Below are 14265 nucleotides of genomic sequence, written 5' to 3'. Positions count from 1 at the left end.
AGAAACAGTAATGACAAAAAAAATCTACATCTTAGATGTGTCTGGGTATATTTTTCGCTCCTACTATGCCCTGCCGCCTATGACAAATGCGTCTGGCAAGTCTACTCAAGCAGTTTTTGGTTTTATCAGATCTGTTTTAAAGGTGATTAAAGATTTCTCCCCAGAATATATGGTAGCGGTCTTTGATGGTCCAGACAATAAAAAGAAGCGCTTGGAAATCTATGCTGATTACAAATCTAAAAGAATGCATGCTCCAGAGGATCTTTTAGAGCAAATTACGTGGGCAGAAGAATTCTGTGCTATTTATGGCATACCTAAATTAAAGCTTTCTGGTGTGGAAGCAGATGATGCAATGGGAAGCGTTGCAAAATATTTAGAAAAACAGGGTTTTTTATCTTTTTTATGTACTGGCGATAAAGACTTATGTCAATTGGTCAACGAGCATATTTTTGTATTGCAAACACACAAAGATAATATGATTGTAGATAGCTCTAAAGTAGAGGAGTTGTATGGTGTATTGCCAAGCCAGATTGTAGATTATTTGGCAATTACAGGAGATGCATCAGACAATATTCCAGGGCTTTCTGGATTTGGCCCAAAGACTGCTGCAAGTTTGCTTAAAGAGTTTGGTTCACTAGATGCCTTGCTTGCAAATCCTACACAAGTTTCTGGGAAGAAAAAGCAAGAGATTTTAATGCAAGAAGCGGAAACGGCTCTTTTAAGTAGAAGACTTGCACTTATTGATACATCTCTAGACCTTCCAGAAGAGGATTATCGCATAAAATCTGTAGATACATTAGGTCTTGCAGCCTTTTATGAGGCCCTTAATTTTAAGGCTCTTAGAAAAGAGTTACAAGTAGATGCTCCAAAAGATGCTTATCAAAATGATGTCTCTTATGAGCTTGTTGATGATGAAAAATCTCTTAATGCGTTAGTTGAAAAATTGGCAAGTGCTTCAGAAGTTGCATTTGATGTAGAGACTACAGATCTTGATCCTATTAGAGCAGATCTTGTAGGGGTTGGATTTTGTATTGAGCCAAAAAAAGCTTGGTATGTGCCACTTAATGGAAGTCTTGGAAAAGAAAGAGCGTTAGCAGCATTTAAGACGATATTTAAGCATAAAACAGGTTTTTATGGGCATAATGTTAAATATGATTTTCAGGTGCTTTGTAGTTACGGTGTAGAGCCTAAAAAAATAAGCTTTGACACTATGCTTGCATCCTATTTGCTTTATTCACAAAGCAGGCAACACTCCCTTGAGCATTTGGCTCTTCACTATTTAGGGCATACTAAGAACCCGATCAAAACACTTTTACATGAGGGTAAAGAACAGCTTACCATGGACTTAGTGCCTATACAAAATGTTTGTTCTTATTGCTGTTTGGATGTGGATCTTACTTGTCAGTTGAAAATGCGTCTGGAAGAGGAGCTGAAAGAGCGAAAATTATTACATCTGCTTTATGATTTGGAACTTCCTTTGCTCCAAATCCTTGCGAATATGGAAAGACATGGAATCTTTGTGGATGTAGGTGTCTTGCAAGAGATGTCTAAAGATTTAGTCCAAAAAATTACGTCATTAGAAAAAGAGATTTATGAAATTGCAGGAGTTGAATTTAATTTGAACTCCCCAAAACAGCTTGGGAGCGTTTTACAAGATAAATTGGGGCTTCATCTTGGAAAAAAAACAGCTACAGGTCAAGTCTCAACGAATGTAGACGTTTTAGAAGAGCTTGCAAGGAAAGAGCCTATAGCAAGGAAAATTTTAGAGTTTCGAAGCATTGAAAAGCTTAGATCCACTTATGTAGATGCGCTTCCTCTTCTGATTAACCCAAAAACAAGGAGAGTGCATTGCTCCTTTAATCAGTCGGTTGCAGCAACGGGAAGGCTTTCTTGTCAAAATCCAAATCTGCAAAATATTCCCGTGAGAACGCCTCTTGGAAGAGAAATAAGAAGAGCATTTAAACCAGAGTTAGATGGGTGGAGCTATTTATCTGCTGACTATTCGCAAATTGAGCTTCGTCTACTTGCCCATTTGAGCGAAGATCCTAATTTGCTTCATGCCTTTCAAAATGATGAAGATATTCATTCCTTTACAGCAGCTCTTATTTTTGATAAGAAAGTTGTAGATGTTACAAAAGAAGAGAGAAGCCGCGCTAAAACTGTCAATTTTGGAATTATCTATGGTCAGCAAGCTTATGGCCTTGCAAAGGAATTAGGTATTTCTGTACATGAAGCGGCTGGATTTATAGAGGCCTATTTTGCTCGTTATAAGCGTGTTCATGAGTTTTTAGAAGAGTGTAAAAAGAAGGCTCGTTTGAGCGGGCGAGCTGTAACTATAACAGGCAGAGAGCGTGACATTCCCGATATTCATAGCAAAAATCAACTCTTACGTGTTCAGGCAGAAAGGCTTGCCATTAATACACCGATTCAAGGGTTTGCAGCTGACTTAATCAAGCAGGCGATGCTACTTGTGGATGCGCGCATTAGAAAAGGGCATAAGTTAAGTTATATGATTTTACAAATTCATGATGAACTTCTCTTTGAAGTTCCAGACTTTGAGCTCATGGATATGGAGCATATAGTTAGATCTTCCATGCAAAATGTTATAAAGTTAAAAGTTCCTTTAAAGGTAGATATTGCGGTTGGCAAAAATTGGAAGGAGTGTTAACCTTGAGGAAAGTCGCCGTTACGGGTGGACTTGCATGCGGTAAAACGACGGTATGCAGCCTTTTTAAGGACATGGGAGCTTATGTTGTAAGTTCCGACGAGATTGTCCACAAGTTGCTTTCTCCTAGCACAGATATTGGAAAAAAAGTAATCGATTTTTTGGGACGTGATATTGTTGTAGATCAGCAAATTGATCGAAGTCAAATTGCTAGAAAAGTATTTCAACATGCAGATCTCTTGAAGGGTTTAGAAGAAATTATCCATAGTGCCGTGCAAAAAGAGATAGATAAGCACTATTTGGATGCCAAAAAAAACAAGCAAGTTAAGCTTTTTTTGGCAGAAGTTCCCTTGCTTTTTGAAACAGGAAGTGAGAGATACTATGATGCTGTGATAGTCGTTGTTGCTAAAGAAAGTGTATCCAAAGAGCGTTTTTTTAGTAGAACACAATGCATGAATGATGAATATGAAAGGCGATCAGCGCGTCAGTTACAAGTAAGTGATAAGCAAGCAAAAGCTGATTATGTAATCATGAATCAAGGAAACTTTGAGGAGCTCAAAGTTAAGGTAAAAGAACTTTTTAACCAATTAACGCAATGACTTAAGTTAGTTTTAAGTCAGAGAAGATGAGGGAGTTGCAATTTTCTCAAACAGATCTTCTAGTGAAAATTAGAGGGCTTTTTCTCTTAATATTTAAGGGAATCTTTCTTACCCGCGTTGCCAAGAAATTCAAGGAATCGAATGAATAACCAAGAACACACATCTCAAGAACAGAATACGCACCAAGATACACATAGAGAGCAGAATGCACATCGAGATACGTATCGAGAGCGTCCACGTCGCACAGAGAGGCGTAAAGGTGACGAAGTGCGAGAAGAGCAGAATACACATCGAGAACAAAATGCGCATCGTGAACGCTCACATCATGCAGAAGAGCACAAGAGTGATGAGGTAAGAGAAGATGAGGGTGTTGTAAGTCAAGAGCCAGAGGTGTATATAAAAATTTCTGATCTTCAGCGTACAAGTATTGAAGAGCTTAATCAGCATGCGCGTCAACTTGGAATTAGAAATTTGAGTTCTTTAACAAAGTCTCAAGTTGTTTTTGAAATTGTTAAAGTGCGTGCACTAACGTATCCCAATGAAGTTCTATATGGTGAGGGTGTATTAGAGATATTACCAGATGGCTTTGGGTTCTTGCGCTCTCCTATGTATAATTATTTGCCTTCTGTAGAAGATATTTATGTATCTCCTGCTCAAATACGAAGATTTGATTTGAAAAAAGGAGATACAATTTGTGGAACGATACGTTCTCCCAAAGAAAAAGAAAAATATTTTGCGCTTCTAAAGGTAGACAAAATTAATGGAAGGCTTCCTGAACGCTCTAAAGAAAGAGTGCTTTTTGAAAATTTAACACCTCTCTATCCAGATGAGCGTCTGGTTATGGAAACAACAAAAGATCTTTTGTCAACGCGTGTATTAGATCTTGCATCTCCCATTGGAAAAGGGCAAAGAGCATTGATTGTAGCTCCTCCTCGCTCTGGAAAGACGATGCTTTTACAAAATATTGCCAATGCGATTACAACGAACAATCCAGAGACAATTTTAATTGTACTCTTGATCGACGAGCGTCCAGAAGAGGTGACGGATATGAGCCATCATGTAAAGGGAGAAGTTGTTGCATCCACGTTCGATGAGCCTCCAGAGCGCCACGTACAGGTAGCTGAGATGGTAAGTGAAAAAGCAAGGCGTTTGGTTGAGTGTGGTCATGATGTTGTTATTCTTCTTGATAACATTACGAGGCTTGCAAGGGCTTACAATACGATACAGCCTCATTCAGGAAAGATTTTGAGCGGTGGTGTGGACGCAAATGCTTTGCACAAACCAAAACGCTTTTTTGGTGCTGCAAGAAATATTGAGAAGGGTGGTTCGTTAACTATTATTGCAACAGCTCTTATTGATACAGGCTCTCGTATGGACGAGGTTATCTTTGAGGAATTCAAAGGTACTGGCAATATGGAAGTGGTTCTTGATAGACGCCTTGCAGATAGAAGAATTTTTCCAGCAATTGATTTGATTAAGAGTGGAACTCGTAAAGAGGAACTTCTTTATCACCCAAGTGAATTGGAAAAAATTTATATTCTTCGCCAAGCCCTAGCGGATTTGTCTCCGGTAGATGCTATGAATTTACTGCTTGGACGTCTTAAGAAGACAAATAATAATATTGAGTTCTTGCTCTCTATGAAAGATTAGTTTTTAAGAGATGGATCTTTTATGTACTATGATCGTAGTAAGCCATTTTTGGCACCTCTAAAGGATATTTATCGCCTTAATAAGCCGGGCTCAACAAAAGAGACGTACCATGTGGTACTAGATGTAAATGGGTCTGGCATTGTTTTTAATGTGGGGGATAGCATTGCTATATTGCCATCACATGACCTAGAACTTGTTCAAAGAACATTAGATGCTCTTCATGCATCTGGCGATGAAATTATACGTGATAAGCGCTCTTTAGAAGAGCGCTCATTTCATGAGCATTTAAGGTCTAGAGCAAATATTACCAAATTGCATAAAAGTCTTTTAGAGGCAATTGAAGCAAAAGAAAGAAATCTTGTAAAAAAAATACATTTACAAGAACTTATAGAGCCTAAAAATCATGATAAATTTTTGGCATATGCGGCTACTCATGAAGTTTGGGATTGTCTTTTAGATCATCCTGAAGTCTTGTTTTCAGTGCAAGAGATTGCAGATTTACTTCCTCCCTTATTACCAAGATTTTATTCTATAGCATCCTCTCTTGCTGCAGCTCCTAATGAAGTGCATTTAACTGTTGCAATGAGTGATTTTGAGTCCAACGGGAAGAAAAGATATGGAGTGGGCACACACTTTCTTTGTAGGCTTGTAAAAGAACACAATTTACAAGTACCTTTGTATATTCATCCATCAAATGGGTTTACTCTTCCGGAAAATAAGCATGCTTCTATTATTATGGTAGGGCCAGGAACAGGAATTGCACCTTTTAGAGCTTTTATGCAGCAGCGTATATTTGATCAAACCCTTGGAAAAAATTGGTTGTTTTTTGGGGAGTGTACAAGAAAACATGATTATTTTTATGAGGAATTTTGGCAAGACTTGCATGCTAAGGGCATGTTGCGCCTAGACCTTGCATTTTCTAGAGATGCTGCGCATAAGACTTACGTGCAGCACAAGATGTTAGAACAAAAAATGGAGCTTTGGCAATGGCTTGAAGAGGGTGCTCACTTTTATGTCTGCGGTGATTTACATCATATGGCAAAAGATGTGGATGTGGCTCTTCACGCAATTGTACAGGAATGTGGACTTTTAAGTGACTTAGAAACAAAAGCCTATATCAAAAATCTTAAGAGGGAAAAGCGTTATCTTCGTGATGTATATTAGACTTCTATATGCACAAACAATTCTTCATTAACGATGTGTATAATTATGCAAAAAGTCTATTAAAAAAAGGGCCGAATTTTTAAATTCGACCCTTATTAGTAGAAGCTTTATTCGTTGTTTAGACTAGCTTACTTTATGACGCGTTGTTCTTTTATCAAGATAAGTGTCTTGATATTCTTTTAGATCATCATTATGGATTACCCAAGCAGCTCCCTTGCGAGTTGCTTTCATAAGACCTACGCGAGTTGCGTAATAGATCTTTTGTGCAGGCACATTTAAGAGTTTTGCTACTTGGTTAATGGAATGAAATCCTTTAATATTATCGAATAAAAGTTCGCCATTGTAGACAGATTTTGTTCTTGAATATTTATTATCGCGATAATTTTCGAGATCTTTTACATCAATTTCCCAACGTGTCTTTTTTGTTGCTTTAAGTTTGTTTTGCTTAATTGCAACATAAATTGCTTGGCGAGTAACGTTGTTAATTTTTGCAGCTTCTGTAATAGAAACTACTTTTTTCCCAGATGAGTTATCAGAAAGGTCAGTACTTTCTATTTCCCAATTAATTGTTTCTTGATTAGCCATGAGATAATCCTCCGATTGTATTTATATATATTTTGTTAAAACTAAATTAATTTATATATTTAGGATAATCCATTTTATCTTTATGCAGATTTACAAGTCAATAGATTTTTATATTTTATATGTTTTTTATTAAGAATAGGTGATTTTTTTATAAAAAATAGCTTAATTTAGTTTTTAAAAAGAATTAAAAAGAAAAGGGCCTCAAAATAATTAGAGGCCTTGATAGAAGTACAAGATATAATTAATGTTAGATAGCTTTTTTCTTGGACAAACGTCTGTCTAGGTAGTTGTCACGATAGGAACTAAGATCGTCCGAGTGAATAACCCAGGCAGCCCCTTTACGGCTTGCTTTTAGCATGCCAGAGCGTGTAGCATAATAAATCTTTTGTGGGGGTACGTTGAGAATACTTGCAACTTGATTAATCGAAAAATAGCCTTTTCGATTATCAAAAAGTAGTTCGCCATCGTATACAGACTTTGTTCTAGAATATTTGTTTTTGCGATATTCATTGAGGTCATGTATATCAATTTCCCAACGTGTTTTTTTTGTTGCTTTTAGCTTGTTTTGCTTGATAGCAACATAAATGGCCTGTCTTGTGACATTATTTATTTTAGCCGCTTCTGTGATAGATATAATTTTTTTGTCTTGTAAATCATCAGATGTAATGATAGATACAAGGTCTTCTTCTTGAAATTGAGCATTTGTCATAGGACAGCCTCCTTTGATAAAGTTAAATATGAAGTTGAAAAATTTTATTTTTACAAGAGTTTATGCATAAAAAAATAATTTTGGTCAACTGTTTTTTTTAACCGTGGTTTTTTTGTGATTGATTACCTATTCCTTGTAGTTATAAACTTACATTTACACTTATGTATAGCAGGAGAGCTATGATACCTCGTATTTTTAAATACTTTTTTCTTTTTTTGTTAGTGATTTCAATAGGAGTTAATGGAGCAGAGCTTCTTCCAGAGCTTTCTAGCAAAGATGTAAAGAAAAAGCTAAATGAAATTATGAGCGCTCATGCAGAGTATAAGAAGCTTGAATCAAAACTTGTACAAAGGGCCTTGCAAGAGTTTATAAATGAGATGGATTCAACAAAAACTTATTTGACTGAACCAGAAATAGAAAAGTGGACATCCCCTTCAAGTAAGGTTGTAGATCAAGTATTAGAAGAATATAACCAAGGTGAATATGATACTTTTAAAGAGATTTTTCAACAAATGGTACGCGCTATTGAGAGAAGAAATCGTTTAGAAGAAGATATTAAAAATATAGAGCTACCCAAAGGTGTTTTAATTTCAGAATTTAAAGATATGTCTTGGGTGAAGAGTGAAGAAGAGTTAAAAGATCGCTTGACGAAAGTAAAGGCTTTGCAGTTAGAGACAGCAGCAAAACTTAGTGAAGAGTCTAAAGAAGTAACCTTGCAGCGCATCCTTAAGAGAAGAGCTAAGAGGGAGGATGAGTTTTTAACTACGAATGAAAAAGATCGTGAAAACTTCACTTATGCACTTATCTTAAAGGCGACAACTGCAGCACTCGATTCTCATACATCCTACTTTACACCATCAGAGGCGGAGCAGTTTTTGATTCAGGTTCAACAGAAGCTTTTGGGGCTTGGAGTGCAAATTCGAGATGATTTAAATGGTTTTACTGTCGTAAAAGTTCTTGAGGGAGGACCTGCTTTTCAAGGTAAACTTTTGAAGGCTAAGGACAAGATTGTTGCTGTCGACAATGAACCCGTTGTGGGCCTAGATATTGTCGAGGTTGTGGAGCTACTGCGTGGGCCAAATGCCACGTCGGTAGTCTTAACAGTACTTCGAGAGTCAGAAGAAGATGGAAAAAAGAGGGATGAAAAATTAGATATAGCGGTCAAGCGAGGAGAAGTTATATTAAAAGATACACGTATTGAATCTTCTTTTATGCCCTTTGGAGATGGTGGTATTGGGTATATAAAGCTTTATTCATTCTATCAAGATCAACATGACTCTTCTTCTGCAGACGTTGCACGCATCATTGAAGAGTTTAAAGCTCAAAATAATTTGAAGGGTATTCTTTTAGATTTACGTAGTAATCCAGGAGGGTTGCTACCTCAAGCTGTTGCTGTGACTGGCTTATTTATCAATAAAGGGGTTATCGTTTCTGTAAAACATAGCGATGGTAAAATTCAGCATTTGCGCGATTTGGAAGGGGATATTGTATGGAATGGTCCTTTAGTTGTTTTAACCAACAAATTAAGCGCATCTGCTGCAGAAATTGTCGTACAGACTTTGCAAGATTATGGGAGGGCCATCATTGTAGGTGATGAGCACACCTTTGGTAAAGGTACATTTCAAACATTTACATTAGATACAATAGGGCGTGCTAAAGTAAATTCTGAAGGAGAGTATAAAGTAACGAGGGGCAAATATTATACAGTTTCTGGAAAGAGTCCTCAGCTTGTTGGAGCAAGTGCTGATGTGGTTGTTCCAAGTCTTTTTGCCTATGAAGAAGTAGGGGAAAAATATACGACCTACCCACTAGAAAATGATTCGATAGCACCTCATTTTGAAGATGATTTTTCCGATGTTTCAGGTCTTATTTTTCAGCAGCTTTCATGGATTTATCGCACAAAAATGCAGCAGCGCATGACAAGTTATAACCAACATATTCCACGACTTGTATCCAATTCTAAGCAACGCGTGGATAGCAATAAACACTATAAAAACTTGATGGAGAAGTTAGAAAAGTCTCATGTGAGCTTAGATCTTTTTGATGAGGATGAGTTGCCAGATTTTCAATGTGAAGAGGCCTTTAATGTCACAAAAGACCTTATCGTTTTAGAAGCATCAGTTGCATAATATGTATATACACAAACAATTCTTGAACTTGTTTGTGTATATTATTTTAATGAATGTAACTCATTGACAGAATGCTATTCTCTTGATATCTTACTTCGAATCGAACACTTTTAAAGGATACTAAGCGAGAATGGAGAAGCAAAAACGCTGGCAGCTCATTGTGATCGTTGCCGTAATCTTACTAACACTTTACAATATTCTTCCTACTATTTTTTATTATTCTAAGCCGTTGAAAGAACCTATTAATGAGGCTCAAGCACAGATTGTGCAGAGTCAAATTGCATCTAGGGTCAATAGCTTGGAAGATGATGCAAAATCTTGGGTTTTGGCCTTTAGTAAAAATTTAGGGATTACCGCAAAAAATATCTCGTTAAACCCTGATAATCCAAAATATATTCAAGTAACTTTCGAAAATGCTCAACAAGCAGGCCTTTTTAAGCGCATCTTGCCAAGAGCAGGCCTTCTTATTCCTTTTGTGCCTGCACAACTTGACATAAGCCATATATCGCAAAATCCTAATGAAGTTACATTACAAAGACGTATAGGTATTCATTTTGAGAAGGAAACGATGCCTTCTTTTTTTAGTTTTGTACAAAAAGTAGACGAAAAAGGCACGATTACCCCCTTCTATCAAAAACTTGTTTTTGATAGAATAGCCCCTATTGCCCTTGCAATTGCAGGTAAAAGTGAGTCGGCGCAAAATTTAGAGCAGGCACTCGCTCTTCCATCCACTGAGGCCGTTAATTCAAAATTAATAGATCTTTCCAAAAAGATTGTTTTATTTGAAAAGACCTTTGGAAGTGATAGCGAAATTACTAAGCGATACTATGCAAGCTTCACGCAAACAAATGCTTCGAATAAACTCGAACTTATTGACACTCTACAAACTCGTCTAGAAGCTCTGGCAACACAACTTTCGGCAGAGATAAGTACGTTGTCAACAGAGCAAAAAGAGTTGCAAACCAGCCGTGGGTTTGCAGACTCTTCAAAAAGCTCTAAGTTGAAATCTCTAGAAAATGATCAAAAAAGTATCGAGCTTGCAAAAGCAATTATTCAACGCAGTAGTTCCCTCTTTAAGTCAGGGCAAGAGCCTCTTACTTCTGCATCCATTTTGAATAAGCTGCAAGACCTTTACAACAAGATGCCTCCATCTTCAAAAAGAGAAACTCTTTCTTTTGATGGTTTAAATCCTTTTATTGCAGAAATGAGCATTAACTGGGCAAATGATCAGGTTAGCCTTACCCTACAGCCAGAATTGCAAGCTATCCGAGAACAAGAAGCATCAACTGAGACAAACGCCTACTTTACAGATCTTGCAAATACGCTTGTTGTCAACGAGATCGCAAAAATATCTAAAATAGCTGGTGAAAATATCTCTCCGGATATGAATAACTACGTAATCTCTTTAAGAGATCTTACTAACAGCACAAGCTTACTTGCTCTTAATTTAGCAGCTGTTGCTGATGCTGAAAGCACTCTTGTCTTAAAGCAACTCAATACTAATTGGCAAAGAGAAAGCACAGATCTTACTTCAGAAAACTTTCCTATCATGAGCTTTAAAGACTATCAAAACCGTAAACCGGAAGATAAAAAACTGGGGCTTGTAATTTATTCTCCGTTATCTTCTGAAGAAGAAACATTGCCCGGCTTCAAGCCGAGCTCTATTTATGTTATTGCAAAGGGGTTGCAACCACTTGCTGAGCAATTTAGTAAGAATCAAGAGTCTGCTTCTGCTAAACTTTTTATTGATGACTATACAAAGTTACAAGAACTTTTACAACAACAAGGGTTCTTTGGCTATCCTGCAGTTGCCTACAACTTTGGTCCGGAATTTAAAAACGACTATATTTTTGAACTTGATGATTACTATAGCTTTTTAATTAAATCAACACGTGAAGCATTCTCAGTACATGGTACAAAACACTTTGCTGTGCTTGAATTTACGGATGTGGAACAACGTATACTTGCTTTAAACCGTATTGAAGATAGTATGCATGAAGATCTTTTAAAATGGAAAGATGCTTATCACGCAGCTCAAGTTGATTTGAATTTAAGAGCACGTTACGACGTGCCTCCCGTTACAAAAAGTGTCTACTGGGATAATGTTAAGCTAAGTTTTGCAAAATATTTTCGTGGTGATGACCGCAAAATTCTAAAATGGGGTCTGGACTTATCCGGTGGTAAAACTGTACGCATCGGCCTAAAAGATCAAAATGGAAAATCTGTCACAGATCCAGCAGCACTAAAAGAGGGTGTCAATGAACTTTATAAACGCGTCAATAAAATGGGTGTTTCTGAAGTTGGCATCCGTGTTGAGGGAACAAATATTATTCTTGACTTTCCTGGATCTCAAGGTTTATCGGCAGCTGAGCTCATTAAAGCCTCTTCCATGTCCTTTCATGTTGTAAATGAAAAGTTTGGAAAAAATAATCAAGCTCTTGCTTCTAACGTCAACCAATTTTTGCAAGAAGTTTGGAATGAGTCGGTTGTAACAAACCGAAAAGGTATTGATGAAATCAACCAAATCGCATGGCGACATTTAGGCGGAACTAACGATCCAAATGCTGAGGTAATTCCTCAAAGTGAATCTGCAAAGGTCCTTTATGATAGCGGCTTAAGACTTGCCGGAACTAGAGAAGATGCTCCAAGTAGTTCTTTTAGTGATACACTCTCCTCTATTGCTATGTTTAGAGGTGAAGACTTCGTAGAGTGGCAAGGACAATCTCACCCTCTTATCGTCGTATTCCATAACTATGCGCTTGAAGGCTCACGTTTGCAAAATATTCAAGCAGGTTATGATCCTACAAAGGGTAATATCTTATCTTTTGGCGTTGCCTCTTCAAGCACTAACAGTAAGGGACAAAAGTCAAATGCCAGAGATGACTTTTTTGCTTGGACATCACAATTTTCTCAGGAAAAAATTGTAGGTACACCAAAAGAGAGCTATTCTAATGGAGCTGGCTGGCGTATGGCTGTTATCTTGAACGGCTCTATCGTCAATGCACCTACTCTTAATAGTCCACTGAGAGACCATGCAATGCTCAGCGGTCATTTCTCACAAAGAGAAGTAAACCAATTGGCAGCGGATTTAAAAGCTGGATCGCTCAGCTTTACACCTAAAATTTTGTCTGAACAAAATGTAAGTCCTGACCTTGGCCTAGAAGAACGCTCTATGGGCATTACTGCATTTGTTGTTGCAACACTTCTAGTCATCCTCGCCATGCTCGTATACTATCGATTTGCAGGCCTTGTTGCATCTGTTGCAGTTCTCTTCTTGCTCTTAATCATGTGGGGGGTACTTCAAAATCTAGATGCAGCTTTAACGCTTCCTGGAATTGCGGGTATCATCTTAACGATAGGTATGGCTGTCGATGCTAATGTTCTTGTATACGAACGAATAAAAGAAGAGTTTGCCCTCACAAAACGGCTTCCTTCTGCTGTTCAAGCAGGCTATAGAAAAGCGTTTAGTGCTATTATCGACTCTAACATTACGACATTGATTGCTGCTATTATCCTATTACAGTTTGATTCAGGCCCGATTAAAGGCTTTGCGCTCACCTTGATTATAGGTATTATAGCTTCTATGTTTACATCCCTATTCATGACGCGTTATTTCTTTGCTGGCTGGGTACAAAATCCCAAACACAAAGTACTTAACATGCTTAATTTAATTGGTAAAACAAGCTTTGACTTTATTAAGCATAAGAAAACAACTCTCATTGTATCTCTCATCATTGTAGTTGTTGGTGGCTACTTCTTAGTAGCTCAAAGAAATGTAATGCTCGGTATGGACTTTACAGGAGGGTTTGCGCTTTCATTAGAGGTGCCTGAAAAAGCAAATACTAACTATAAGCAAGAAGTTAGCAATGCCCTAATAAAAGCAGGAAGTTCAAGAGGTGACTTCCAGATTAGAGAGCTTAACACACCTGGTAGTTTACGCATCCAGTTTGGAAGAATCATGGAAGAAGCTGGGCATCCATTCTATGGCCTTCCTATAGAAAATAATTCCTCCGATCTTGTTTATAACTATGAACAAAATCCTCGCATAGCTTGGGTAGTTCAGGCCATGCTCCAATCTAACATCTCCTTGAATGAACAAGATTTGGTAACCTTAGATCAAAATTGGAGTGAAATGAGTGGGCAACTCTCAGATACAATGCTCAACAATGCACTTCTTGCCCTGTTCATAGCACTCTTATGTATTCTGATCTACATAACGATACGCTTTGAATTTAAATACGCCATTAGCGCAATCCTTGGCCTTGCCTACGATATCGTAATTACACTTTCTATACTGGGCATTTTACATCTTCTTAATGTTCCCGTACAGATCGACTTACAAGTAATTGCAGCCCTCATGACAATCATTGGATACTCTCTCAATGATACAATTATCATCTTTGACCGTATCCGAGAAGACATTCGCCTGATGAAAAAAGTTTCTTTTGAAACAATTGTCAATCATGCGCTGAATGCAACACTTAGCCGCACTTTGATGACCTCTGGAACAACTGTTTTAGTGCTTGCAACTCTTGTCACTCTTGGGGGCAGCTCTATTCTTGACTTTTCTCTTGTAATGACTATAGGAGTAATTGTTGGTACGCTATCATCTCTATTTGTAGCAGCACCACTTCTCCTCTATTTTCATAACAAAGGAATAGAGGAAAAAGATGAACCTGTAACAAGAGGCACTATCGTAAAACTGGGCGTACAATAAATGTACGCCTTCAAACACCCTGCTAGGACGGGTTATTAAATGCGGAG

General features: G+C 37.6%; 6 protein-coding genes and 2 pseudogenes. 6 read left to right on the top strand and 2 right to left on the bottom strand.

Annotated elements, in window-relative coordinates:
- Positions 1-10 precede the first annotated feature (10 nt).
- The 4 genes from polA (at position 11) to P4L16_01515 (ending at position 6078) form a co-directional block, all read left to right on the top strand.
- Positions 11-2668, top strand: a complete 2658-nt coding sequence (gene polA, locus P4L16_01530; protein ID MDR3623800.1) for a DNA polymerase I — start codon at positions 11-13, stop codon at positions 2666-2668.
- Between the two features lie 2 nt (positions 2669-2670).
- Complete coding sequence (gene coaE, locus P4L16_01525; GenBank protein ID MDR3623799.1) at positions 2671-3264, top strand: dephospho-CoA kinase; 594 nt, start codon at positions 2671-2673, stop codon at positions 3262-3264.
- A gap of 396 nt (positions 3265-3660) precedes the next feature.
- A complete protein-coding gene (gene rho / locus P4L16_01520; GenBank protein ID MDR3623798.1) occupies positions 3661-4914 on the top strand; it encodes a transcription termination factor Rho in 1254 nt (417 codons plus the stop codon).
- A gap of 21 nt (positions 4915-4935) precedes the next feature.
- Complete coding sequence (locus tag P4L16_01515) at positions 4936-6078, top strand: hypothetical protein (protein MDR3623797.1); 1143 nt, start codon at positions 4936-4938, stop codon at positions 6076-6078.
- A gap of 147 nt (positions 6079-6225) precedes the next feature.
- Here P4L16_01515 and P4L16_01510 read toward each other — a convergent pair.
- Positions 6226-6645: pseudogene (locus tag P4L16_01510) on the bottom strand (helix-turn-helix domain-containing protein).
- Between the two features lie 277 nt (positions 6646-6922).
- Positions 6923-7372, bottom strand: a pseudogene (locus P4L16_01505) (helix-turn-helix domain-containing protein).
- A 179-nt stretch (positions 7373-7551) separates the two neighbouring features.
- Between P4L16_01505 and P4L16_01500 the strand changes: the two are divergent.
- Together P4L16_01500 and secD are read left to right on the top strand one after the other, a co-directional pair.
- Positions 7552-9501 carry a S41 family peptidase gene (locus P4L16_01500; GenBank protein MDR3623796.1) on the top strand — a complete coding sequence of 650 codons (1950 nt, stop codon included), beginning with the start codon at positions 7552-7554 and terminating at the stop codon, positions 9499-9501.
- Positions 9502-9631: 130 nt separating this feature from the next.
- Complete coding sequence (gene secD / locus P4L16_01495; protein MDR3623795.1) at positions 9632-14218, top strand: protein translocase subunit SecD; 4587 nt, start codon at positions 9632-9634, stop codon at positions 14216-14218.
- Positions 14219-14265: the final 47 nt, after the last annotated feature.

The organism is Chlamydiales bacterium (assembly GCA_031292375.1).
Taxonomy (GTDB): Bacteria; Chlamydiota; Chlamydiia; order Chlamydiales; family VFKH01; genus JARLHF01.
This window is presented reverse-complemented; position numbering and strand designations above follow the sequence as displayed.

Excerpts from the sequence above, each read along its gene's own strand:
- polA (MDR3623800.1), top strand. The coding sequence starts at position 11 with ATGACAAAAAAAATCTACATCTTAGATGTGTCTGGGTATATTTTTCGC.
- P4L16_01515 (MDR3623797.1), top strand. The coding sequence starts at position 4,936 with ATGTACTATGATCGTAGTAAGCCATTTTTGGCACCTCTAAAGGATATT.
- P4L16_01500 (MDR3623796.1), top strand. The coding sequence starts at position 7,552 with ATGATACCTCGTATTTTTAAATACTTTTTTCTTTTTTTGTTAGTGATT.
- secD (MDR3623795.1), top strand. The coding sequence starts at position 9,632 with ATGGAGAAGCAAAAACGCTGGCAGCTCATTGTGATCGTTGCCGTAATC.